The sequence below is a fragment of the Vibrio sp. VPAP30 genome (genome assembly GCF_001188205.1).
Classification (GTDB): domain Bacteria; phylum Pseudomonadota; class Gammaproteobacteria; order Enterobacterales; family Vibrionaceae; genus Vibrio; species Vibrio bivalvicida.
In genome coordinates, this window is record NZ_LBLS01000028.1 from 162,472 (window position 1) to 186,661 (window position 24,190).

General features: G+C 43.4%; 21 protein-coding genes. 15 read left to right on the top strand and 6 right to left on the bottom strand.

Annotated elements, in window-relative coordinates; genetic code table 11:
• Nucleotides 1-17: 17 nt before the first annotated feature.
• The 5 genes from ZX61_RS13055 to ZX61_RS13075 all read right to left on the bottom strand — a co-directional run bounded on the left by ZX61_RS13055 (nt 18) and on the right by ZX61_RS13075 (nt 7,428).
• Nucleotides 18-1,625, bottom strand: a complete 1,608-nt coding sequence (locus tag ZX61_RS13055) for an endonuclease (RefSeq protein WP_049845069.1) — start codon at nt 1,623-1,625, stop codon at nt 18-20.
• Nucleotides 1,626-1,880: 255 nt separating this feature from the next.
• The gene (gene tpdA, locus ZX61_RS13060; RefSeq protein WP_049845070.1) at nt 1,881-3,593 is read right to left on the bottom strand and encodes a cyclic di-GMP phosphodiesterase TpdA; all 1,713 of its coding nucleotides are present in this window, start codon (nt 3,591-3,593) and stop codon (nt 1,881-1,883) included.
• Between the two features lie 227 nt (nt 3,594-3,820).
• The gene (locus tag ZX61_RS13065; RefSeq protein WP_049845071.1) at nt 3,821-5,182 is read right to left on the bottom strand and encodes an L-serine ammonia-lyase; all 1,362 of its coding nucleotides are present in this window, start codon (nt 5,180-5,182) and stop codon (nt 3,821-3,823) included.
• 93 nt (nt 5,183-5,275) lie between these two features.
• The gene (locus ZX61_RS13070) at nt 5,276-6,529 is read right to left on the bottom strand and encodes an aromatic amino acid transport family protein (protein WP_049845072.1); all 1,254 of its coding nucleotides are present in this window, start codon (nt 6,527-6,529) and stop codon (nt 5,276-5,278) included.
• A gap of 290 nt (nt 6,530-6,819) precedes the next feature.
• Nucleotides 6,820-7,428, bottom strand: coding sequence for a CoA pyrophosphatase (locus ZX61_RS13075; RefSeq protein WP_049845125.1), 609 nt, complete (start codon nt 7,426-7,428; stop codon nt 6,820-6,822).
• Nucleotides 7,429-7,511: 83 nt separating this feature from the next.
• Between ZX61_RS13075 and ZX61_RS13080 the strand changes: the two genes are divergently transcribed.
• Together ZX61_RS13080 and ZX61_RS13085 are read left to right on the top strand one after the other, a co-directional pair.
• Entirely contained in the window at nt 7,512-8,054 is a 543-nt protein-coding gene (locus ZX61_RS13080; protein ID WP_049845073.1) for a heme NO-binding domain-containing protein, read from the top strand.
• Nucleotides 8,055-8,060: 6 nt separating this feature from the next.
• Entirely contained in the window at nt 8,061-9,758 is a 1,698-nt protein-coding gene (locus ZX61_RS13085; protein WP_049845074.1) for an ATP-binding protein, read from the top strand.
• A gap of 52 nt (nt 9,759-9,810) precedes the next feature.
• Here ZX61_RS13085 and pabB read toward each other — a convergent pair whose 3' ends face one another.
• Nucleotides 9,811-11,178, bottom strand: a complete 1,368-nt coding sequence (gene pabB / locus ZX61_RS13090) for an aminodeoxychorismate synthase component 1 (protein ID WP_049845075.1) — start codon at nt 11,176-11,178, stop codon at nt 9,811-9,813.
• A gap of 169 nt (nt 11,179-11,347) precedes the next feature.
• On the opposite strand from pabB, the gene ZX61_RS13095 reads away from it, so the two are divergent.
• From ZX61_RS13095 to ZX61_RS13155, 13 genes are all read left to right on the top strand, one after another.
• Entirely contained in the window at nt 11,348-12,871 is a 1,524-nt protein-coding gene (locus tag ZX61_RS13095; protein WP_049845076.1) for a fumarate hydratase, read from the top strand.
• Nucleotides 12,872-12,981: 110 nt separating this feature from the next.
• Nucleotides 12,982-13,167, top strand: a complete 186-nt coding sequence (locus tag ZX61_RS13100; protein ID WP_049845077.1) for a hypothetical protein — start codon at nt 12,982-12,984, stop codon at nt 13,165-13,167.
• A 117-nt stretch (nt 13,168-13,284) separates the two neighbouring features.
• Nucleotides 13,285-14,661 (top strand): YcjX family protein, encoded by a 1,377-nt coding sequence (locus ZX61_RS13105; protein WP_049845078.1) that lies wholly within the window; start codon nt 13,285-13,287, stop codon nt 14,659-14,661.
• A complete protein-coding gene (locus ZX61_RS13110) occupies nt 14,658-15,713 on the top strand; it encodes a YcjF family protein (RefSeq protein ID WP_049845079.1) in 1,056 nt (351 codons plus the stop codon). The genes ZX61_RS13105 and ZX61_RS13110 overlap by 4 nt, the downstream gene beginning before the upstream one ends.
• Before the next feature lie 100 nt (nt 15,714-15,813).
• Nucleotides 15,814-17,358 carry a transcriptional regulator TyrR gene (tyrR, locus tag ZX61_RS13115; protein WP_049845080.1) on the top strand — a complete coding sequence of 515 codons (1,545 nt, stop codon included), beginning with the start codon at nt 15,814-15,816 and terminating at the stop codon, nt 17,356-17,358.
• A complete protein-coding gene (gene rimJ, locus ZX61_RS13120; protein WP_049845081.1) occupies nt 17,359-17,934 on the top strand; it encodes a ribosomal protein S5-alanine N-acetyltransferase in 576 nt (191 codons plus the stop codon).
• Between the two features lie 5 nt (nt 17,935-17,939).
• Nucleotides 17,940-18,527, top strand: coding sequence for an HD domain-containing protein (locus ZX61_RS13125; RefSeq protein WP_049845082.1), 588 nt, complete (start codon nt 17,940-17,942; stop codon nt 18,525-18,527).
• Nucleotides 18,528-18,546: 19 nt separating this feature from the next.
• The gene (locus ZX61_RS13130; protein WP_049845083.1) at nt 18,547-19,020 is read left to right on the top strand and encodes a DUF2947 domain-containing protein; all 474 of its coding nucleotides are present in this window, start codon (nt 18,547-18,549) and stop codon (nt 19,018-19,020) included.
• Nucleotides 19,021-19,119: 99 nt separating this feature from the next.
• Nucleotides 19,120-20,079 (top strand): GGDEF domain-containing protein, encoded by a 960-nt coding sequence (locus tag ZX61_RS13135; protein ID WP_049845084.1) that lies wholly within the window; start codon nt 19,120-19,122, stop codon nt 20,077-20,079.
• A 180-nt stretch (nt 20,080-20,259) separates the two neighbouring features.
• Nucleotides 20,260-20,433: a hypothetical protein gene (locus ZX61_RS24355; protein WP_049845085.1), complete on the top strand. Its 174-nt coding sequence runs from the start codon at nt 20,260-20,262 to the stop codon at nt 20,431-20,433.
• 160 nt (nt 20,434-20,593) lie between these two features.
• On the top strand, nt 20,594-21,241 hold the full coding sequence (locus ZX61_RS13145; protein WP_150115000.1) for a GTP cyclohydrolase II: 648 nt from the start codon (nt 20,594-20,596) through the stop codon (nt 21,239-21,241).
• A gap of 168 nt (nt 21,242-21,409) precedes the next feature.
• Nucleotides 21,410-22,672: an imelysin family protein gene (locus tag ZX61_RS13150; protein WP_049845086.1), complete on the top strand. Its 1,263-nt coding sequence runs from the start codon at nt 21,410-21,412 to the stop codon at nt 22,670-22,672.
• Between the two features lie 121 nt (nt 22,673-22,793).
• Nucleotides 22,794-24,185 (top strand): di-heme oxidoreductase family protein, encoded by a 1,392-nt coding sequence (locus ZX61_RS13155; RefSeq protein ID WP_049845087.1) that lies wholly within the window; start codon nt 22,794-22,796, stop codon nt 24,183-24,185.
• Nucleotides 24,186-24,190: the final 5 nt, after the last annotated feature.

A 24,190-nucleotide genomic window follows, 5' to 3' on the forward strand; every position in this document is an offset into this window, starting at 1 on the left:
CTATTTTTATATTGGGATTAATTTCCCCAAATTTGCGCGACAAACTCTGGGTGGTCGATAAATGGGTTTCGATTTCCTTGGAATTCAAATACGGCTTGATTGCGATTCACTTCCTTCGTACTGACAGGATCCTCTTTGTGCCAACGCTTTAACATCGAAAGCAGCCAAGGTTCAAATACAGTAGTGCTTGTTCCGTTGAGTACCGCGTCTGCATTAGCGCTATTGTTCTGCCAGTTACCAATCACATTTTCGTAGCGAGTTGCCATATAGAAATATGCACGAGCAAAATCTCCTTTAAATTCATCAATAGGTTCAAACACCGTACCGCTGTAGCCTAATGAACTACTAGCGCTACCAAGTTTTGAGCCATTGCTTGAGACATAAGTCGCACTCGTAACCTCACCAAACGGCCAGTTACTACGTTTCGCATTAACGTAACCGTCGGTGGCGAACAAGTGATGTGCGTCAGAGTTCATTGGTTCTACCTTGCCACCAAACCAGCTTTTAGGGAAAGAGTGCTCACGGTTGTAGCAATCCCCTTCGCGACTGTATTGCCCACACTGATCTGTGACTTTGGTGAAGTTGATAGCGTCTGACGATTCCGGTTTCTCTGAGTAGACATCGAGAATTGAACCGTCTTTCTCGTAGTAGTTATCTATATCGGCGTCTTTAACTAGCGTCCAAATCGCAGAATAGCCTCGGCTATTGTGGTTTTTAATGATGTCATGGAGAGCCGATTTTAGCTCAAATTCTGATTTGCCTAGTGCAGATTTATAGTAGTCGCTAGTGGGCGGTGGGGTAGTACCACCAAGAGTAAAGTCGGTGGTCTGACTGTTTTGGAATTGACCGCCGGACACAATGACTTCTTGACCATTTTTCAAGGAATAAGAGCCGTTACCAGAGTTACAGCAAATACCATCTCCGTAGCTGTCTAGGATCGTGAACTGATAGTTGCCATCGTCGAGACAAATATCCTTGGTATAGGTGATAGAGTTACTGTAACCCTCTCCTGAGGCTATAACTGTCGAGCCACTGTTTTTGATGTTCCAAGAAGTCTCTGAGCCATATTGGTCGGTAGTCAACGAGAGGGTGAGATTAGTCTTATCACATGTCGGTGGCTGAGGGTTTGTGGTGTTTGATGGTTGGAAGTTGTCAACGTAAACCGCTTCTGAACCGTCGAAACCTGATACATCGTAAAACCTGAGTCCAACCTGAATGTCTTTGCTGCTGGTGGCAGTATATGTATAGGTGAGATCCTGCCATTGGTTTGTTTTGGATGGATCTGAATAATTCTGGTATCCGTCAACGATGAGCCTTGCTTTTACCTTGCCTTCTGTATGATAGATGGCAGCCGAGAATGGGTACGTTTTTCCTTGCTCGACAGAAACTGTTTGCAAAAAGTCGGTGTTACTTTGCGTGCCTGTATTAATGGTGATATGAGCGGATAAACCACCGCTTTTTATCTGAACATTCGATGGGGCAACAGATATACCAGAGTCGATAGTTGTCCAGTTAACGGGTGTGTTTCCATTCCACTGCTCAAAGTCGCCATTTTGTATTTGTGCAAAAGCCATAGGTGAACACATTAATGCGACTAGGGTGAGTTTGTTCATTTTTATTGTCATAGGTTTTCTCATTGGATTAAAAAATCACAACCAAGATAGGTATTTACTATGTCAATAAGTTTAAGGTTCGTCGCATTTTTATTTGTTTGAATAAATTAGGTTTGCAAAATTATGCAGAATGTCTCACAAACAACAGATTGGGGTGATATTGACGTCAACAGGTATTTGCTGGGTTTGAATGGGCAAGACTAGTGTTTAGTGATTTATATGGAGAGAACTAAGGTGACTTAAGCTAAGCCACCTTGGTTTATAATTTTAGGTAAGGGCGTAATAGAAGCCTTGATGTATTTTTGCTCCTAGCTTTGTCAGCAGGTGAGCACATTCTGCTGTTTCTACACCTTCAACAATAATCGTACATTGGTAGGCTTTACCCATAGCAATGAGTTGTCGGACCGTTTCAACTTTCTTCTCGTCTTGGCGCATACCGATAACGAAGTCTCTGTCTATTTTTAGATAGTCAGGCTTGATCTTACCAATCAGCTCAACATTATTATTCCCGGTTCCAAAATCATCGATACTTATTTTGCAACCTAGAGACTTGATTTGGCGGATATTGGCGTATATCTCATCGGTGTAATACATTGATGCGTTTTCTGTTATCTCTATGGTGAGGTGGCTACAGTCATAACCAGATAAGCACTGATATAGAGACCTAAAATTAGTACTCTTTAAGAGTGAGGGGCACACGTTGACACTCACTGGTGCAAGTAAATTTTTGCCGTCACCATACAGTGTCTTTATCACCAACAAAGTGTGAGTCAATAACAGATCTCTGGCGATGAGGGTTTCAATAAACTTTTGAGTATTCGTTGTTGTGAAGCGGGATAGTGCTTCATAGTGGAGGTTAACGTGGCCCTCTGTGTCATAGATAGGTTCTAGCTTGATGTTAAACTGTCTGATACCCATTAAATATTGGCTAAGGGCGAACAAGTTCTTGTAGCGCAGAGCAATGATCAGTAGCGTAGCAAACAGTAGAATGTTGCGGATAGGATTAGAGATATAAAAAAACTCTTTGTACCCTACATTGGTTTCCTTACTGATTGAAGGGCGGCCATCAGTTTTGCCGACATCAAGAGATGTTCCTGTATTGGTGCAGATTTTCATACCTTTAAGAAAGAAGCGTGAAAGGTGCCCCTCTATGCTTCGAGACAGGTTAATATTCTTTACTCTCACCGTCATGGTTGCGCCCTTTTTTCCAAACTCATGCATGATGTAGTTGTTGTTTTCCAACCACTGATTGTATTGGGTTCGGCTAACCGGCATAACATGTTCTGGCGTTATTAGGCAGCGAGTATTAAAGCGGTCGATCATCATACCTGATTCAACTAACTCGACCTGATCAAACATTGAACTTAGTGTTTCTTGATCGGTAAAACATGTTTGGTCTGCAAGCGTGTCGGTGAAGGCGTTAATGTCATTAAAGTATGTTTGCTTTATAAGGGCGTTAATAGTGATGTAGCAAATAAAGATAAAGCCAACACTGGTTAAGATCAAAACTAATCCTAGGTCCAAATAGACCTTGCGGTTCGTCAAGCAATACTTAACCGCAGTGACCAGCGCGTGTTTGGCATGTTTATCAACTCTTCTTTGTTGCTCGGCGCCATTTTTCTGGCTGTCATGACTCTCGAAAGGCACAAAATAACCAACACGGTGGATATTTTCGATGATGTTTTTTCTCGTTGATAAGTGTGGATCGATCAGTTTCTTGAATTTCTTACGCAATGAAGCAATGACATTCTTGAAGCCATTCTCAGGTAATGTTACCTGGTGATTTTGCGCTATTTTTCGCTCAATTGAGCGTTGGCATATCGGTGAGTTAAGCGTCCCAAATGCGGATATAGTGTTTAATATAAGATATTCATTGTGAGTAATGTAAAGGGATGCATGTCGTTGGTGATTGATCTCGATAGAGAGTTCGTTTTCCGACAGGCACACACAGATTTGACTTCCAAGTTCAAACCTAATCATTCGAATAATAACCCTGAGTTGAAAAGGGGATGAAGTTATCAATAAATGAGGCGTTTGGATGTGATTAAATACGAGCAAATCCAAAGTATTTGGATATAGCGACATATTTATATTTTTTTATAAAACTAATTAAATGATGAAGTTGTGTGGTGAATGGTTCTTGATCTAGTGATAATAAAAAAGCCTGAGCAGTGGCTCAGGCTTTGTTTAATAAGGTTTCAGTAAGATTAGCAAATAACCTTAACTGCCAGGCCACCCTGAGAAGTCTCACGGTATTTCGCGTTCATGTCTTTACCTGTCTCTAGCATAGTTTCAATTACTTTATCCAGAGATACCGTTGGTGCAGAAGAACGGCGTAGAGCCATGCGAGTAGAGTTAATTGCTTTCACAGCAGCAATACCGTTACGTTCAATACAAGGAACCTGTACCTGACCTGCAACTGGGTCACACGTCAAACCTAGATTGTGCTCCATAGCAATTTCTGCAGCCATACACACTTGCTCAGGGCTACCACCCATAAGCTCAGCAAGACCCGCGGCCGCCATAGAACATGCTACGCCCACTTCACCCTGACAGCCAACCTCTGCACCAGAGATAGATGCGTTGCGCTTGTATAGACCACCGATTGCGCCAGAAGCGGCAAAGTAACGGATGTAATCTTTTTCAGTCACAGTCTGAATGAACTTATCGTAGTAAGCGAGTACTGCTGGGATGATGCCACAAGCACCATTGGTAGGTGCAGTAACCACACGACCACCCGCTGCGTTTTCTTCGTTAACGGCGAAAGCAAACATGTTCACCCAGTCGACAACCGACATAGGATCGTTAGTTGTTTTTTCAGACGTTAGAAGTTGCTGACGCAGCGCAGCAGCACGGCGAGGTACGCGTAGCGGGCCAGGCAGGATACCTTCGGTATTCATGCCGCGATCCATACACTCACGCATGGTTTTCCAGATGTTAGCAAAGTAAGTACGAGACTCTTCGTCAGAATGAAGCGCGGCTTGGTTCTGCATTACAAGCGTGCTGATAGAAAGACCGTTATCTTTGCACTGGTTCACTAGCTCTTCAGCGGTAGTAAATTCGTAAGGTGATTTAACCGGGTTTTCTTCTTCCTTGCCGAAGTTCTCTTCATCAACGATGAAACCACCGCCGATTGAGTAATAAGTCTTAGAGTAAGCCAGCTCTTCACCAATCCAAGCATGGATTTGCATGCCGTTCTCGTGAAGTTCAAGGTTAGTAGTATGAAAGTTCATACCACCCTCTTTTGGGAACGATACTGTGTGACAGTGCATGCCAACAGGAAGGCGCTCAGTTTCTTCTACACGAGCCATAAAGCCCGGAATAGAGTCGATATCAACTTTCTCAGGGGTGTTGCCTGCAAGACCCATGATGATAGCAATATCTGTGTGGTGACCTTTCCCTGTCAGTGATAGTGATCCATAAACGTCGACGGTAATTTTAGTGATGTCGCGCAATTTTCCCATTGAGCGTAAATCATCAATAAATTCTTTACCTGCCTTCATTGGACCTACAGTGTGAGAACTAGAAGGACCAACGCCGATCTTATAGATATCAAAAACACTAATCATATCGATTACCTCAGAACAAAGCCTCCCAAGGGGAGAGGGAGGCTTATTATTATCGTTATATTCTTGGTTTAATCAGACTTATAAAGCCTTAGATTAAAGAGCGCCGTAGATTACAGAAGTAATTGCCGCAATACCACAGATTGCTGTGAAAATCTGTACAGGTGCCGAAGTTTTGTACTTCGCCATTGCAGGTACTTTTTGCATTGCGAATACAGGCATTAGGAATAGGATTGCCGCAATCATTGGCGCGCCCATTGTTTCAATCATACCTAGGATGCTTGGGTTAACGATAGCCACAATCCATGTAGTGATAACGATGAACAGTAGTGATGTTTTCTCAATTTTGCTAACTGAAGTTTCAGAGCGAGACTTGATCAGACCAACTAGACCTTCGTGAGCACCTAGGAAGTGACCAAAGTAGCTTGAAGTGATTGCTGCAAATGCCACTAGAGGACCCATGTAAGAAATCAGTGGAGATTCGTGAACGTTTGCTAGGTAAGAAAGAACAGAGATGTTTTGCTCTTTTGCCATTGCTAGTTGCTCTGGAGATAGAGAAAGTACTACAGAGAACACGAAGAACATTACGAAGCCCATTAGCATCATTGCTGCGCCACCAGTGATAGCGTCTGTTTTCTTAACAGCATCGTCACCGTATACACGACGTTGCTCTTTAGAGAACTGAGAAATAACCGGGCTGTGGTTGAAAGAGAATACGATGATTGGGATTGCTAGCCAAACAACAGATGGCATAGAAGACCAGTCTGGTGCTACTTCTACCATTGAGCTGTTCCAATCAGGAATTAGGTAGAAAGAAAGTGCTAGCAGGATCGCAACGAGTGGGTAAACCAGTGCAGATGTTGCTTTTAGCATTAGCTCTTTACCAAACACAACGCCAGCAGTCATAGCAGCGATTAACGCGCCAGAAAGTAGCCAGCGAGGGATGGATTCCATACCCATTTGGTTGACTAGGAAAGAATCAACAGTATTTGTGATACCAACGCCGTAGATTAGTACGATTGGGTAAATGGCGAAGAAGTATGCAAAAGTGATGATGTTTGCGCCAGTTTTACCAAAGTGTTCTTCAACAGTGTCAGTGATATCAGCTTCAGGATTTTTCGCAGATAGTACAAAACGAGCCAGAGACTTGTGTGCAAACCAAGTCATTGGAGCTGCGATTAGAGCAAGGATTACTAATGGCCAGAAGCCACCAGCGCCTGCTTTAATTGGAAGGAAAAGTACGCCAGCACCTACAGCTGTACCGAATAGCGATAGGCACCAAGTGAAGTCTTTGTAAGTAAACTTACTAGACGATTGTGCGGTTTTACCCGCAGTAGTAGTAGTATTCATTTTGTGATACTCATTTTTGGGAACAGGAAATAAGTCGGGGGCAATTTTGCATAAAAATCTTGCATGAAAAATAGATCTAAATCATGAATTGATTCAAGTTATAACATGATATGTCAAAAACAGGTTTTTGGTCACGAAAATGATGTGCTACTGGTGATTTATGCTAATCCATGGCATTAGTAAAACTAATGTTGTTGCAAATTTGTTTTATGCGTGTCGCAGGAAAACGTTTGCTTTATTGATAAAAAATTTAACTAATGTGAACAAAAATAAACCATTCAATGATTTTATTAATATTGATGCATAATATGATTCTGCATAGCTTGGATGATTTGCGCGGTCATTCCCCAAATAAAATGAGAATTGTAAGAAAGTCCGAAGACACGATGTGAAAAATTATTAACTCGAAATTGCTGACTGTGTAATTTTTCTTTGTCGAGGACAACAGAGGCAGGAACTTCAAAGACTTCATCGACTTCATTCGTGTCGATCTGAGTTTGGTAGTCGGAAGAGATGAATGCCAAATAAGGCGTTACGGTAAAGCGACTGATAGTGACTAACTCTGGCATCTGGCCAAAGATCTCGATTTTATCTTGTTCAATCCCTACTTCTTCAAAAGTTTCACGTAAAGCTGTGTGAGATAAGTCGAGATCAGTAGGTTCAAACTTTCCACCAGGAAAGCTTACTTGCCCTGGATGGTGCTTAAGGTGTTTCGCTCGGCGAGTGAATAGGACGTTGATGCCGTGTTTTCTTTCTACAAAACCGATTAAGACAGATGCTTTACGTAAATTACTCTGATTGAGGTGTGAAACACGTTTGATAGCTTCCTGATGATAGTCGACAGTCTGGTGCATTTGAAATTGCTGAATTAAGTGACTTTTATTTAGCTCAGACAACACGTTAGCTCCTTTGATATTTGAAAAAACCATCAATATGACTCATGCTTTCTATTACATCTATCGGCTCAAGGATAGCGTAAAACATGAAAGGCATTATCTTTACCGAGTTTATGGACCTAGTCGAACAGAAGTTTGGCTTAGATGAACTTGATAGCCTGCTTTCTGCGGTGGGTGATAGTGGCGTATACACTGCAGTTGGAAGCTACGACCATCGCAATCTGGTCAAACTCATCATACAACTTAGTAAACGCACGGGTATTTCCCCTGAAGATCTACAACGTGTGTTCGGCCAGTCAGTTTTTAATAACCTTTATAACACCTTACCTGATAATAATAGCCTACAAGGTTGCAAAACGACGTTTCAATTTATCAAGTTGGTCGAAGACTACATACATATAGAAGTTAAAAAGCTCTACCCGGAAGCGAACCCTCCTTCATTTGTATTTATCTCGGAAACGGAAAGTGACATGGTGTTCGACTACCAGAGCGCACGCTGTTTGCCTCATGTTTGTTTAGGATTAATCGAGGGATGCGCTGAGTTTTTTAATGAGCGTCTGACTATGACCATGGAAAACTTATCTGGCGACGGCAGTCAGGTTCGGTTTAAGGTTAGCTTGGTAGGATAGCTGTCAATGGATAAAAAGTCTCCATTAGAAAGAAAGCTCGCCAGAGAAATAGCGGCTCGCAAACAAGCAGAACAGCTGTTAGAGCAAAAAAGCCTCGAGCTGTATGAGACTAACCAACATTTAGAGTTGGTATTAACGCAACTCAAAAAGCAAACCCATAGTGACTTACATAAACTCGAATTTGAGCAGCACATCAATGAGGCATTGATCCATTTTGGTCGCGCTTTTTTAGGTCGTACTCTAGATGATGGCTTGATTACTAATTTGCTTGAGCGGTTGATGGCTTCGACAGCATTGAAGCAGATAGGTTTGTTTATTACTCCTGGTCTCATCACCACTGTCATTGGCAATACATTTGGTTCTGCGGTGGCGAGAGACATAGAGTTGATTAAGCCATACGCAATTTGGGAGCAAAATACATTAAAGCTACCAATAGAAGTGGAGCATGAAGTTGTCGGAGAGCTTGCCGTAGAAGTGTTAAACATTGATATCGAACGCGAGTTTGTTGTCAACCAGTTGTTGCTTGTCGCTGAGTTGCTGTGTAGTGCCATCTGCCGACAGCTCATTATTACTAGCAACCAAGAGGCACGGGCTAGGGCGGAAGAATCTGAACGCTCAACGAAAGAGTTTGTCGCAATGATCAACCATGAGTTGAGAACCCCACTGAATGGATTATTAGGTAGTGCTGAGTTACTGGCAAGCACTCACTTGGATGAAGACCAGCAGACGTTATTAAGCAACCTATCCCATTCCGGAGACCTACTGCGTCATATCATCAATGATATCCTTGATTTCAGCAAAATGAGTGCAGGTATGATGCAGTTGATACCTTCTCAGTTCCAATGGGAAGAGCTGAAAAACATGGTCTACGGCATATTCGAAACCCAAGCTCAAGAAAAGGGGATTCGCTTTGAATTTCATGAACAGGGCGGAATTCCTGAGACCTTCATTGGTGACTTCGAACGAATAAACCAGATACTAATTAACCTTATCGGCAATGCAATTAAGTTTACCTCTAAAGGAGAGGTGGTGGTCAGCGTTAAATGGGACGGGGACAGTTTATTTATCTCTATTGTTGACACCGGCGTAGGGATCAGCAAAGAAGCGCAAAAACAACTGTTCACTCCTTTTGTTCAAGCCGATAGAACTGCAAAGCGGAATTTTGAAGGGACTGGTTTAGGGCTGGCAATATGTAAGAATCTAATAGAACTGATGTCTGGCGATATTTCCCTGTTCAGTGAAGTTGGAAAAGGGAGTCGATTTGATGTTCGATTGCCAATAAAAGAGGCCTCTGAGCGAGTGGCATATAAAGCGAAACCACAATCGAAAGGGCAGACAAGATCGCTTGAACAACTCTCCATTCTTGTAGTTGATGATATTCGTATGAATCAAGTCATCATAAATCAAATGTTAAAGAAGCTCTCGATTACTCCCGATCTCGCAAACAATGGCCTTGAAGCGATTAAAGCGTTTAATACCAGCTACTATGACTTGATTTTTATGGATTGCCGTATGCCAGAAATGGATGGTTTTGAAGCGACAGCCTACTTGCGAGAGCAAGAATACACGCAGCCAATTATTGCGCTGACCGCTGGAACCACATTAGAAGAGCGTGATAGGTGTATTCAATGTGGTATGGACGATATCTTGACCAAACCATACACGGCAAAAGATCTTAAGCTCATGCTAGAAAAATGGGCTTAGCCTTAGCTCTGCAAACCCTAGGTACTAAGCCCACGATTTTGATGTATAAGGTCTATTTCGTAAGAACAGGTAGAATTCGACTCAGTTTGTCCAAGGTCTCTTGATATTCTGATTCACATTGACTGTCGGCTACAAGCCCACCACCTGCCCAAACATGAATTGTTCCATTTTCGGCCACTAAGGTACGAATAGTAATACTCGTGTCCATACGGCCATGACGACTGATATAGCCGATACTGCCGCAGTAAGCACTGCGGCGGTGAGGCTCAAGCTCTTCAATGATTTCCATTGCTCGAATCTTAGGAGCGCCTGTTATCGAACCTCCAGGAAAAGAAGCTTTAAGAAGGTCAGATGCACTATATTGAGTATCAAGTTCAGCACATATTGTACTGACTAGGTGATGAACCGCCGGGAAACTTTCAATATCGAAGAGCTTCGGAACATGGACAGAGCCTGGTTTGGCAACTCGTCCCACGTCATTCCTTAAGAGGTCAACGATCATCAGGTTTTCTGCCTGATCTTTTTCAGCATGGGCGAGTTCGACAGCGGCATTTCTGTCAGTGAGCGGATCCGCCGAACGAGGGCGTGTTCCTTTGATTGGTTTCGTTTCAATCTGGCGCTCTTTCAATTGTAAAAAACGTTCCGGAGAAACACTTAAAATTGCGCCTTGTTCAGTACGAATAAAGGCTGAGAACGGCCCTTGGTTTACCTGTTCCAGTTTTTGGTAGGCTTGCCACTCCCCCCCCTGATAAGGTGCACTAAATCTCTGTGCCAAGTTGATCTGGTAGCAGTCGCCTGAGCGCAGATACTCCTGAACTTGGTTAAACTTGTCAATGTAACTGGTTTTGGTCATGTTCGACGTCCATTCGTCGGAGAGAGTAAACGTTCCGTTTGACTTTGTTTCTTGTGCACATAACCATTGCCAGCGTGACTCTGTCTCTACACCAACGACAAACGCCGATTTCTCTTGGTGATCAACAATCATTGCCCAATCGTAAAGGCCAATTGCCATGTCGGGCGAGACTAGGTCTTGCTCAGCGATTGATGGTAATCGCTCAACACGACGACCTAAGTCATAGGCAAAATAACCCAGTACGCCACCAACGAAAGGCAGCTCGCCTGAGTATTCAATATCGGGTAGTCGCTGCGCTTGGACTCGTTTGAGCAGTTCAAACGGGTTATCACTTGAGCTTTCAGTATCATCGCCAGCCACAATATAACTCTCGTTGCCGTGCGTGGTAACGGTTGCTACAGGTTGTGCGACCAATACATCAAATCGACTATCAACATGAGTACGCGAAGGGGAACGCAAAAGCATCGACCAAGGAAGCATCTCAATATGGCTAAAATACTGCGTTGCAATGTCTGGCTGATAAGGAATCGGTTTGATTTCTAAGCGATTTGGCTTGATGTTATTCATTTGTTTAATTTGTGACAAAGAGATCGTTGATTACGTAGCGTGTTGAGGAAAGCAAGAGTATCATAATGACCACAAAGGTCGCTACACCAGTGTTTTGCAAATATAAAATCAACAAGCAAACGTTTGTGTTCGACCATAAAAAGGAAGCAAAAATATAACGAGGCATGCAATGACCGTAATTCGCCAGCAGGATGTGATCAGCAGTGTTGCTGATGCGCTCCAGTACATTTCTTATTACCACCCATTAGACTTTGTCCAAGCCCTAGAAAAAGCCTATAACCGTGAAGAGAGTCAAGCGGCGAAAGATGCCATTGCTCAAATCCTAATTAACTCTCGTATGTCTGCAGAAGGCCATCGTCCAATTTGTCAGGACACTGGTATTGTGACCTGTTTTGTGAATGTGGGCATGGGTGTCCAATGGGACTCAACCGATCTGACTGTTCAGCAGATGGTGGATGAAGGTGTACGCCAAGCCTACACCAACCCAGACAACCCGCTACGTGCCTCGGTTCTTATGGACCCAGCAGGTAAGCGAATCAACACCAAAGACAACACGCCTGCCGTTGTTCATATCAATATGGTGCCGGGTAACAAGGTTGAAATTCAAATTGCAGCGAAAGGCGGCGGATCAGAAAACAAGACCAAGATGGTGATGCTTAACCCATCGGATGATATCGCCGAGTGGGTAGAGAAAACGCTACCAACAATGGGCGCAGGTTGGTGTCCACCGGGCATGCTTGGTATCGGTATTGGTGGTACAGCAGAAAAAGCTGCGGTATTGGCGAAAGAGTCTCTGATGGAGCACATCGACATTCAGAAGCTGATTGACCGTGGTCCACAAAATGCGGAAGAAGAGCTTCGCCTTGATATTTTCAACCGCGTCAATAAGTTGGGTATTGGTGCTCAAGGTCTAGGCGGTTTGACTACCGTTGTTGATGTTAAAATTAAAACAGCGCCAACTCACGCTGCTTCTAAGCCAGTGTGCTTGATTCCTAACTGTGCCGCGACGCGTCACGTCCATTTCACGCTTGATGGAACTGGCCCTGCTGATCTTCAACCACCTAAGCTCGAAGAGTGGCCGGATATCACATGGGAAGCGGGAGCAAATACTCGCCGTGTTAATCTAGATGAAGTGACTCAAGAAGAAGTAGAAAAGTGGAAAACAGGCGAAACCGTTCTACTTTCAGGCAAAATACTAACTGGTCGCGATGCGGCGCATAAACGCATTCAAGGCATGCTGCAAAGTGGTGAAGGCTTGCCTGAAGGTGTCGACTTCAAAGGCAAATTTATCTACTACGTAGGTCCAGTTGATGCAGTGGGTGATGAAGCGGTTGGTCCTGCTGGTCCTACGACCTCTACGCGTATGGATAAGTTTACCGATATGATGCTAGAAGAGACTGGCATCATGGGAATGATTGGCAAAGCTGAGCGCGGACCAGCGACAGTAGAGTCGATTAAAAAGCATAAAGCGGTGTACCTAATGGCGGTCGGTGGTGCGGCTTACTTGGTTGCTAAAGCAATTAAGAAAGCACGCGTGGTTGCTTTTGAAGACCTAGGTATGGAAGCAATCTACGAATTTGAAGTAGAAGATATGCCTGTAACTGTCGCGGTTGACTCAAACGGTGCTAACGCTCACCAGATTGGTCCTGACACTTGGAAAGTAAAAATCCAAGAAATGGAAGACCAAGCGTAAATTAGATTGTTCAGCTTGTGAGAACTCATTGAATTAACTGATAAAGGTGGAGCAAACGCTGCACCTTTTATTTGTATACTGTAACCATTGTTTATTCGTCAGGAGCTAAAATGCCACGTTTTATTCAAATCTTGCAGATAATCATTGCGGTGGTTGTTGGCGTGTTCATAGGTTATGACCTTGTGCTTCATGGCATCAGCATTTTCGATGAAAAGTACGTAACAATTAGCTGTGTATTGTTTGTTTTACTTGAGATTGCTCTATTTGTTATCTACAAATTGATCGAAGACGACTAACTGTCGTTGCTTGATTGCTACACTAAGCCTCTGATTTATATCAGGGGCTTTTTTGTTCATCTAGGATTAAGATTAGAAACGTTACGATAAGCTCGATAGTTAGATAAGAGAGTGTAAATGAAGCAAATTACCCAAGAAGTGAATGATTTACTTAGCCGCACGATGGACTCCCACGTTCGTATCGCGGTAACAGGTCTGTCTAGAGCAGGTAAAACCGCATTTATTAGTTCGCTAGTTAATCAACTTCTACATACTTCAACTCATGAGAATCTACCATTGTTTAATGCTGCCCGTGACAAGCGACTTGTTGGAGCGAAGCGTGAACCTCAGACTAATATGCTTGTTCCTCGTTTCGCTTACGATCACGCTATGCAGCACGTTCACGCCACTCCTCCGATTTGGCCAGAGCCGACTCGAGACGTGAGCGAAATTCGACTTGCTATAAAGTATCGTCCGCAGAAAAAGACCAAAAGAGTGTTTGGTAGTACATCGACTTTGCATATCGATATCATTGATTATCCAGGGGAGTGGTTACTTGATTTACCACTACTTGATATGGATTTTCAGCAATGGTCTCAAAGTCAGTTTGATGCATTAAAGGGCGAGCGTAAGCAGCTCGCGCAGAAGTGGCTTGAAAAACTCGATGGCTTTGATTTGATGGATGAGTTGGATGAAAACGCATTGGTAGAAATATCTAACCTATATACTCAGTTTCTACACGGTTGCAAAGATCTTGGCTTGCATTGGGTACAGCCGGGTAGATTCGTGCTTCCGGGCGATCTAGAAGGCGCGCCTGTACTTCAGTTCTTCCCTTGCCAGTTTGATGAGCAGACTAAGGTAGTGAAAGGTTCCAACCTAGCCATGCTTAAAGCGCGTTATCAGGAGTACCAACAAAAAGTGGTGAAAGCATTTTATAAGCATCATTTTTCGACTTTTGATCGTCAAATTGTTCTGGTGGATTGCTTGCAGCCGCTCAATGCGGGTTACGAGTCTTTTCACGATATGCGTAATGCTCTTGAACAGATCATGCATAGCTTCCGTTATGGCCGTAGTAACATATTGAAGAGACTGTTTGCACCAAGAATCGATAAGATCTTGTTTGCTGCAACAAAGGCTGATCATGTCACTCCGGAGCAACACCCCAATTTGGTGTCTTTATTGCAACAGATGGTTCACCCTGCTTGGCAAACCGCATCTTATGAAAACATCGAAATGAATTGCATGACTATAGCATCAATACAGGCGACACAGGCGGGCTTCATTAGCAAAGGTGATCAGTCTTACCCCGCGATTCAAGGCGTAACCATAGATGAACAAGCAATGACCGTTTTTCCGGGTGAAGTACCTAAAAAGTTGCCCACGCAAAATTACTGGGCTAACCAAGGATTTGAGTTTACAGGTTTTAGGCCACAGCAAGGGGCACCGGATGAGCCATTACCTCATATTAGAATGGATAAAGCGCTTGAATATCTGATTGGAGATAAGCTTAAATGACAAACAGTGACAAATCGCAGCTTAAGCAAAAGCACGTTTTTAGCGACGCTTTCCAAAGTGAACAAGATGAATCTCAATCTCATCCAGAACTGACCGCTCAAATGCAGTTTGAGCAACAGGAGCAGTTCGTTCCTGTTGAAGTCGACCACAAGAGTGAAGACATCAGTGTTGAAGCCGAGTTAGAACAGGTGATTCGACCTAAATCCAGCTCCAAATGGCTGGCGACTGGTCTTGTAGGTACATTTGCTGGTCTGGTCGGTTGGCAAGCAATCGATAGTGTGGTGACCGCGGTACAAACAGCAGACTGGCTCGCATTGGGTTGGTCAGGGTTTATTGCCACGCTTTCACTTTTAGGTGTTGGAGCGATAGGCAAGGAGCTGTTTAAGCTGCGTAGACTTCGTAACCACTTTAGTGTTCAAGAGCAAAGTGAAGCCCTTATTCAGTCAGAAAGTGTTGGACAAGGCAAAGCATTTTGCGAATCGGTCGCCAAACAGTCGGGTATTCAACGAGAGTCACCAAGTTATGATCGTTGGGCGAATAGCGTAAACGCGTCACATAGCGATGCTGAAGTGCTGGATATGTACGATGCTATGGTCGTGGCAGAGCAAGATAAAGTGGCAACTAGGGTGGTCTCCAAACATGCAACAGAGTCCGCCGCTCTGGTGGCTATAAGCCCATTAGCCATTGCTGACATGATGTTGGTCGCGTGGCGCAATTTTAAGATGATCGACAACCTAGCCGATGTTTATGGTGTTGAGTTAGGTTACTGGTCGAGACTTAAGTTGTTTAAAGCCACATTGATTAATATGGCAGCAGCAGGCACAAGTGAAGTTGCAGTGGACGCGAGTATGGATCTCATGTCTATGGACTTAGCAGGTAAAGTTTCGGCTCGTGCTGGGCAAGGGTTAGGTGTTGGTATTTTAACAGCAAGGCTAGGCCTAAAGGCGATGGCATTGTTACGACCAATCCCTTGGCACAAGGATAGGCAAGTTAAATTAAGTGCTATTCGCAAACAAATTGTTGAAAAAGTCGCCGCTTTAACAATCAAATAGTGCGAATGTGAAGCAGGTAATATCTGTTTGCTTGACGAGGATCTAGGCTTAAGGGAAACTACTGTCAACTTTTCGTGACACCTTATGTAGGGACTTATCCGTGCGTCTTGAAGTTTTCTGTGAAGACAGACTTGGTCTGACTCGTGAATTACTCGATATTCTTGCTTCCAAAAACCTCGATCTCCGAGGTATTGAAATCGATGTTTCCGGGATTATCTACTTAAACTGCCCTGATATCGACTTCGATACTTTTAGTGAACTGATGGCGGAGATTCGTCGTATCTCAGGTGTGAAAGACGTTCGCAAGATTCAGTTCATGCCAATTGAACGTCATAACAACGAACTTATTTCTCTTCTCAACAATCTACCTGAACCCGTATTGGCGATTGATTTAAAAGGTCATGTAGACATGGCTAACCATGCAGCGTTGTCGCTATTTGGTTGTGAAGAGAGCGAAATGTTCGGACACCAAATCTCTACGCTACTCCCAAGTTTCAGTTTTGCTAAGTGGGTTGAAGGTAAGATTGCTCGTCAACGAGAAGAGATCGTGATTAGCGGCCTCGACTACATGATGGAAATAATGCCTGTCTATATCTCGGATGAGTCAAATGAATCGGTGCTAGCAAGTGCCGTAATGATCATTCGCTCTGCACAGGAAAAGCCACTGTTTGATGACTCGTTGCCTTTGCACAACAACCTTGGCTTTGAACATTTTGTTGGTGTTTCTAATCGTCATAAAGCGCTCATCAGCCAAGCGAAGAAACTCTCTATGCTCGATCAGCCGCTTCTGATTCAAGGCGAAACGGGAACAGGTAAAGAAATGTTAGCGCGAGCTTGTCATAATCGCTCCCATCGCGCAGCAAACCCTTTTCTAGTATTGAGCTGTGCGTCAATGCCAGATGGTGTTGCTGAAACCGAGTTGTTTGGCCATGCACCGGGTTCGTTTAACCATGAACAAGGCCATAAAGGGATATTTGAACAGGCAAATGGTGGCACAGTTTTCCTTGATGAAATTGGTGAAATGAGTCCGCATTTGCAAATTAAACTGCTGCGCTTACTCCAAGATGGTACTTTCCGCCGCGTTGGGGAAGAAGACGAAATTCATGTGGATGTAAGAGTGATTGCCTCTACGCGTCACCAGTTGGCAGATCTCGCTGAGTCGGGGTCATTCCGCGAAGACCTATTCTATCGTTTGAATGTACTGACTCTACTTATTCCACCGTTACGAGAGCGCTCGAATGATATTGCGCCGTTACTTGAGTTATTTGTGGCGAAGTACGTTAAACAGCTTGGTATTTCTAAGCCGTCTATTGACGAGTCTTTGGTTGATCAGCTTGTTAGTTATCAATGGCCCGGCAATATGCGTCAACTAGAGAACATGGTATTGCGAGCTTTAACTGAGCTGGAATCTGACATGCTGACCGCTGAACTATTTCACTTGCCGCAGTTAGAAACAACAACGTCAAATACACCTTCATTGAACATAGATGGCTCGTTGGATGAGATAATGAAAGAGTATGAATCTCAGATACTTGAGCGACTTTATCAATCATTTCCCTCGAGTCGTAAATTAGCTAAGCGCCTGAACGTCTCTCATACGTCAGTGGCCAACAAATTGCGTGAATACGGTATTAGAAAAAATTAAATGGAAAGAATCAGCACCCCTACCTCTGTTTATGAGGTAGACGAAGACATTATAGTTCGCACTGCCGAGCCGACAGATGGTTATCTAATCTCTGAATATTTCATTGCTAATCGCACCCATTTAAAAGAATGGGAACCAAAGCGAGAAGATGGCTTTTTCACACTATCAGGCTGGACACAAAAGCTGATTAAGTTAAATGAGCTGCATAGAATAGGACTTGGCTATTACTTGTTGATTATCGACAGAAAAACCAACGAGATGCTCGGCACAGTATCATTTAGTAATATTTCTCGCTTTCCATTTCATGCTTGTAGCGTTGGGTATTCGCTAGCCGTTAGTGCGCAAGGTCGTGGAATAATGACGCGAGCACTGAAGCTCGCTGTAAACTACATGTTTAAAGTGCAGAATATTCATCGCGTGATGGCGAGTTACATGCCACGTAATTATCGTAGTGAAGCGGTTTTGGAACGCGCTGGGTTTATTAAAGAAGGCTTCGCTAAAGACTATCTGTTGATCAATGGTCAATGGGAAGATCATAACCTAACTTCACTTATCAACCCTAACTGGAAAGGTTAATAGTAGTGGAACGACTAGAGAAACAACTCGGTTTACTTATGGAACTTGATCAACTCAAGTCCGTTTTAAGGCGCACTCGGGTAAAAAGTGCCGATGGTCGTTTAGAAAATAGTGCCGAACATAGCTGGCATGTCGCATTGATGGCTATTTTAATGGAAGAGCATGCCAACGAACAGGTTGATATTTCGCGCGTGGTTAAGATGCTATTGCTTCATGATATCGTCGAAATTGATGCGGGCGATACCTTTGTTTATGATATCGCCGCTTCTGCTAAGCAAGAGCAAAAAGAGCTAGAAGCCGCTCAACGCCTGTTTGACATGTTACCACAGGATCAAGGACAACCGCTGCTAGAGCTTTGGTTAGAGTTTGAATCTGCTCAATCCGCAGATGCTAAATTTGCTAAAGCACTGGATAGAATCATTCCTATGCTACTGAACTACCACAATCAAGGCCAAAGTTGGCAGGAGCATGGTGTTACACGCCATCAAGCCTTAACTGTTAACCAAAAGATTGAATTTGGTTCGAAAGCTCTTTGGACAAAAGCACAACAGATTATTGACGATGCCACGAAAAATGGTTGGCTAAAAGCGTAAGGCTTTAAGAGGAAAACTGATGTCATACCTTACTTTGGATGAATACCAAAGAAAATGGATTTTCACCCACCAATCTATGCCAGTACCTGAAGAGGATTTGGTCGCGATCAAACCTATGAGTCAGGCGCGCGCGTCTCAATTGTGGAAAGAGAATATTAGTGCTCAAAGCCCTGATGCAGAGCGTCTAAGCCCTAGTGATTGGCCAATGAAAGAGTCAAATTGGCAACAAACTATTGATTGGATGGCTGCTTGGGAAGCCGATGAAGAATCCATGCCACAAGAGCTTGAAGAGTTTATTGATTGGCAAGACGATGTGACGGTTTATTTTTGTTATGAGAAATACAATGTGATTGAAACCAAGTGGTCGGTATTTAAAAAGCATTGGAAGAATTTCTTATTCTATGACGATGGGCCTATTCTAATTGGTAGACGTCGCAAAGAAGCGCTTTGGTTTGATACTCAAGGAACGGTTAAACTAGGGTTTAGAAAATAAAATAGAGCAGCATTAGCTGCTCCATTTTTATGCGGCTAATGTCATAATTATTGCACCTGTCTATACTTACTTAACAAATGTGAAGGCATGGAATGAGTCATGGAAGACAAGATAATCCGCTCCGTAATAGAAATTACCGAACAGAGAAACTCAGTTTCACTTGGTCATTGTCTTGTCGCCACACTTGCAGAAATGACGCCTGCCCTTTCGATTGAGTTGACTTACTTTATCAATAGCACCGCAAAAACAGTTGCAAAGGTAACGCGAGCCCCGGGGCAGAAAGAGTTTGATTGGGTTTACGATTCTATTTCTGTCTATAGCGGTAATCGTGCTCACCTTAACGACAAGGCCACGACTTCTATCGATGAAAAGGGCCAATATGTTTCGACACATCCCATTCCGGTCTCTGAAGATAGTTCAGCCGAACTTATCGTGATTTTTCAAGAGTGTCCAAGTAGCTACGAGTTATTGATTGATGGTTTTGCGAAAATCTATCGTAATTATTTAGCAGTTTTACACGATAGTGAGCGAGACAAACTGACGGGATTGTTGAATCGCAAGACACTAGAAGAGCGCCTAGCACGCGGCTTTAACGTTATGCCTGATACAACAGTCGAAATTACTGCTTGGGTTGCCATCATTGATTTAGACCATTTTAAGCAAGTGAATGACCGTTTTGGTCACATGATTGGCGATGAAATACTATTGATGTTTGCCCAGCAGATGAGCAACTATTTCACCGGACAGGAACAGTTGTTCCGCTATGGTGGAGAAGAGTTTGTTATTCTGTTACCTCAACAAAGTGTTGAGGAATGTAGATCTGCGCTTGATGGATTTCGTCTCCATATTGAATCTTTTAGATTTCCTCAAATTAACAGCTTAACCTTTAGCTGTGGTGTTTGCGGTATCACACCTCACGAGTACTTGCCTACTATACTGGATCACGCAGACAGCGCGCTCTACTACGTTAAAGAACATGGAAGAAATCGAGTACACTTCTTCGATGCAGAATGCTTAGATCGTTATGACAATGGAGGGAATGACGTAGAACTCTTCTAAATGATCATTTTGAACATGCTAACTTTAGGAAAAGTAAAGATTAAATCCATAGTAATAATGTGACTTTTAGCCCAATAACTTGTCTATTTTTTGCGACCATTATGTAATTTGTTATTATTATTTATACGAATGCTTCCAACGCGTTATTTTTACAAATCACTAGAGTCTTAGGGAAAAGCAGTGGCTTTAAATGTATCTCAACTTCGTGAAGACTTTTATGCACGCATCAGTGCAATGCAGTCGTATGCACTTCCGCAAACGCAACCAACGCTGTCGTTACTTACAGAAGAAGAATTAAGAGAGCTGGAGGCGTGCTGGATTGCACTTTCTGTTTGGAAAAACCAACAAGATTAAAGCGATAAGGCAAATTGGCAAACAGTGAAACCTCACAACCTATGTTGTTGAGGTTTTTTATTGCCTCTTAATTGAAATGTTATATTATAACATTTTATGATCTAATCATTGAAAACCTAAGTATTAGTCCCCATAGTTAAGTTCATAGCGGAGCATTTTGATGAATGCAGCGACAGATATAATAAAGACAGAGATTCAAGTGAGTAAAAATATGGCGGAAGTAAGAGCCAGAGTCGACTTCAAAGTAGGTGCAAAGAGCAATATTGATGCTGAATTACTTTCCTTTCACGGTTTGAAAACTGAGAAAGAGCATGTTGCCGTTGTCTTCAAAAAAGCAGATAAAACCCAAGCGATCCCACTTGTTCGCATGCATTCAGAATGTCTCACTGGAGATGTGTTCCATTCATCTCGCTGTGATTGTGGCGAACAACTTGATGAAACGATTAATCGCATGGCTGAGTCGGGGGGAATTATTTTATACCTAAGACAAGAAGGGCGAGGGATTGGTCTGTACAACAAGATTGATGCTTATAAGCTGCAGAGCGAAGGTATGAATACTTACCAAGCCAATAATCATTTAGGGTTTGGAGATGACCTACGTGATTTCACAGAAGCCGCTCAAATGCTAAAAGCCTTAGGGGCTGAAAAGATTCGATTAGTAACCAACAACCCGAAAAAGATACGTGATCTTGAAGAGCACGGGATAGAAATTGACGAGGTTGTTAATACTTTAGCTCATGTTAAAGATGGCAACGAGAGTTACCTGAAAGCTAAAATGTCTCATGGTAAGCACAACCTCGATGTGTAACCCTTAAAGTAAGCCATGTTGATAAAAGCCTCACTTTTGTGAGGCTTTTTTGTTTCCTACTTGCAAAAAAAATGTAAGTTTGTATTATTCGCAATTAATGGTGCAAATGATAATAATTAGCACTACGAATATAAAATAATTATTAAGCTCAACAAGGATGCTTTTTCAATGAATGTAAAATCTCTATTAGCTCAATCTGTAGCAGCTTCACTACTTATCGCTAGTGGTTCTGCTTTTGCCGCAAACGTAACTAAACAACAAGTTGTAGAGCATTATGCAGATGTTGCTCACGCGGTGTTTGCAGACTCTCTTACTACGGCAAAAGCTTTGGATCAGTCAGTAGAAGCATTTTTAGCAAATCCAACAGCAGCGACGTTTGCACAAGTTAAACAAGTATGGCTTGCTTCTCGCGTGCCTTACCAACAATCTGAAGTATTCCGTTTTGGTAACGCGATTGTAGACGATTGGGAAGGTCAACTTAACGCATGGCCTCTTGATGAAGGTTTAATTGATTACGTATCTTCAGACTACCAATACGAACTAGGCAATGAAGGCGCAAACGCTAATATCGTTGCAAACAACGAGTTAGCAATTGGCGCTTCTAAACTTGATGTTTCGAAAATTACACCAGAATTAATCGCTGACCTAAATGAAGTCGGTGGCTCTGAAGCAAACGTTGCTTCTGGTTATCACGCGATCGAATTCCTACTTTGGGGTCAGGATCTAAACGGCACTAACGCAGGCGCAGGTCAACGTGCTTACACTGACTTCGTTGTTGGCGCAGAGTGTACGAATAACAACTGTGATCGTCGCGGTGAGTTTCTAAAAGCTGCTGCAGAACTTCTAGTTCAAGATCTAGAGTGGATGGAAAAGCAGTGGTCTGCTGATGTTAAAGGCAACTACCGCGAAGAGCTTCTAAACGAGTCTGCGGATAACGGGTTGCGTAAAATGTTATTCGGTATGGGCTCTCTTTCTTTGGGTGAGTTGGCTGGTGAGCGCATGAAGGTCGCTCTAGAAGCTAACTCAACGGAAGATGAGCACGACTGTTTCTCTGATAATACGCACAACTCCCACTACTACAACGAGCAAGGAATCTACAACGTTTATACGGGGCTATACAAGCGTGAAGACGGTACGCTTCTGTCTGGTCCAAGCATCAATGACCTTGTGGCACAAGAAGATAAGCAAGCTGCAAAAGAGATCCAAAAGCAGTTTGACGTAACACGTGCTCAAGTAGGCCAACTGGTCACATCCGCTGAGAAAAACGGTCAGTACTTTGACCAGTTGATAGCTGCAGGTAATACTCAAGGCAATGCGCTTGTTAACGACACCATCATGTCGCTGGTTGCTCAAACTACTCAAATTGAGCGTGCGGCGAAAATCGTTGGTATCAGCAGCTTGAATCCAGACACTGCTGACCACGAGTTCTAATCCACAACAAATAGTAAATAAAAGGGCTCAATTGAGCCCTTTTGCCGTTTCTTATTTACTGTGTTTTTGAGAATTATTCCCATTTAAGAAGTCAGGTTATTTCTGTTTAAAGAGTCCTAGTATGAAGTTGTACATGAACACTGTCCTTGCAAGCCTTCTCGCAATTAGTGCGTCTTCAGCATTTGCTTATGATGTTAAGTCTGGTGGTGACACCTCGGTTAAAAAAGATGGCGCTAACGCATTCTCACTTCCTGCTGGAAACCTCCCCATGTCCAAACGCTTAGATTTTAGTGTGGGTAATAGTTTCTTTCGAAACCCTTGGGTGCAGGCACCAGCGTCTACCGATGCCCGTGATGGTTTAGGGCCATTATTTAATACTAATGGTTGTCAGAATTGTCACATTAAGGACGGGCGTGGTCACCCACCAGAAGAGGGTGATATACATGCCGTTTCGATGCTAGTGCGCTTAAGTATTCCTGCTATGACGCCTGAGCAAAAGAAAGCCTTCATCAAAGACGGTGTGATCCCCGAACCGACCTATGGTGGTCAGCTACAAGATTTTGCACTTCAAGATCAAACACCAGAAGGCTCAATCGACATAACTTACACAGATGCACCAGTGACATTCGCCGATGGTACAGTGGTCACGCTGCGCAAGCCAAACCTTTCGATTACGAATTTAGGCTACGGGAAGATGCATCCAGATACTCAAATGTCAGCTCGGGTAGCGCCCCCGATGATTGGACTGGGCTTGCTCGAAAGCATCCCAGACGAAACACTTAAAGCTTGGGCTGATGAGCAAGACAAAAATGGTGATGGTATCTCAGGCAAAGTAAACGTCGTTTGGGATGTGCGCGCCAAAGATTTTGCGATTGGTCGTTTTGGATGGAAAGCTGGTCAACCAAACCTAATGCAACAAAATGCGGCGGCTTTTAATGGCGATGTTGGCTTAACGAGCAACTTGTTCCCTAATGAAAACTGTACGTCTAAGCAGTCAATTTGTGATGATTTACCAAATGGTGGCTCGCCGGAAGTGAGTGACAATATTTTAGAATTCGTAGAGTTTTACTCTCAGCACCTAGCAGTCCCGATTCGTCGTAATGTAGATAAACCAGAGGTGAAGCTAGGCCAAGAACTGTTTGCGAAAGTGGGCTGTGATAGCTGCCATAAAACTAATATACAAACGGGGCCTCGCGAGAATCTACCCGCATTGTCCAATCAAACCATTCATCCATACACGGATATGCTGTTGCATGATATGGGGCCAGGTCTTGCAGACAACCGCCCAGAGTATTTGGCTAATGGGCAAGAGTGGCGAACTCAACCTCTATGGGGGATCGGTTACACTCAAGAGGTGAATGATCACACATACTTCCTGCACGATGGACGAGCGCGCAATGTAATGGAAGCGGTATTATGGCACGGTGGAGAAGCTGAAGCGTCCAAACAGGACGTGTTGAAGTTTAACCAGAAAGAAAGAGACGCACTGATTGCTTTCTTGAACTCTTTATAGGATTC

Bases quoted from the DNA above. Each gene is read 5' to 3' on its own strand.
- ZX61_RS13110 (WP_049845079.1), top strand. From the start codon at position 14,658: ATGACAAACAGTGACAAATCGCAGCTTAAGCAAAAGCACGTTTTTAGC.
- ZX61_RS13095 (WP_049845076.1), top strand. From the start codon at position 11,348: ATGACCGTAATTCGCCAGCAGGATGTGATCAGCAGTGTTGCTGATGCG.
- ZX61_RS13135 (WP_049845084.1), top strand. From the start codon at position 19,120: ATGGAAGACAAGATAATCCGCTCCGTAATAGAAATTACCGAACAGAGA.
- tpdA (WP_049845070.1), bottom strand. From the start codon at position 3,593: ATGATTAGGTTTGAACTTGGAAGTCAAATCTGTGTGTGCCTGTCGGAA.
- rimJ (WP_049845081.1), top strand. From the start codon at position 17,359: ATGGAAAGAATCAGCACCCCTACCTCTGTTTATGAGGTAGACGAAGAC.
- pabB (WP_049845075.1), bottom strand. From the start codon at position 11,178: ATGAATAACATCAAGCCAAATCGCTTAGAAATCAAACCGATTCCTTAT.
- ZX61_RS13080 (WP_049845073.1), top strand. From the start codon at position 7,512: ATGAAAGGCATTATCTTTACCGAGTTTATGGACCTAGTCGAACAGAAG.
- ZX61_RS13155 (WP_049845087.1), top strand. From the start codon at position 22,794: ATGAAGTTGTACATGAACACTGTCCTTGCAAGCCTTCTCGCAATTAGT.
- ZX61_RS13130 (WP_049845083.1), top strand. From the start codon at position 18,547: ATGTCATACCTTACTTTGGATGAATACCAAAGAAAATGGATTTTCACC.
- ZX61_RS13100 (WP_049845077.1), top strand. From the start codon at position 12,982: ATGCCACGTTTTATTCAAATCTTGCAGATAATCATTGCGGTGGTTGTT.
- ZX61_RS13085 (WP_049845074.1), top strand. From the start codon at position 8,061: ATGGATAAAAAGTCTCCATTAGAAAGAAAGCTCGCCAGAGAAATAGCG.
- ZX61_RS13145 (WP_150115000.1), top strand. From the start codon at position 20,594: ATGAATGCAGCGACAGATATAATAAAGACAGAGATTCAAGTGAGTAAA.
- ZX61_RS13055 (WP_049845069.1), bottom strand. From the start codon at position 1,625: ATGACAATAAAAATGAACAAACTCACCCTAGTCGCATTAATGTGTTCA.
- ZX61_RS13105 (WP_049845078.1), top strand. From the start codon at position 13,285: ATGAAGCAAATTACCCAAGAAGTGAATGATTTACTTAGCCGCACGATG.
- ZX61_RS13150 (WP_049845086.1), top strand. From the start codon at position 21,410: ATGAATGTAAAATCTCTATTAGCTCAATCTGTAGCAGCTTCACTACTT.
- ZX61_RS13070 (WP_049845072.1), bottom strand. From the start codon at position 6,529: ATGAATACTACTACTACTGCGGGTAAAACCGCACAATCGTCTAGTAAG.
- ZX61_RS13065 (WP_049845071.1), bottom strand. From the start codon at position 5,182: ATGATTAGTGTTTTTGATATCTATAAGATCGGCGTTGGTCCTTCTAGT.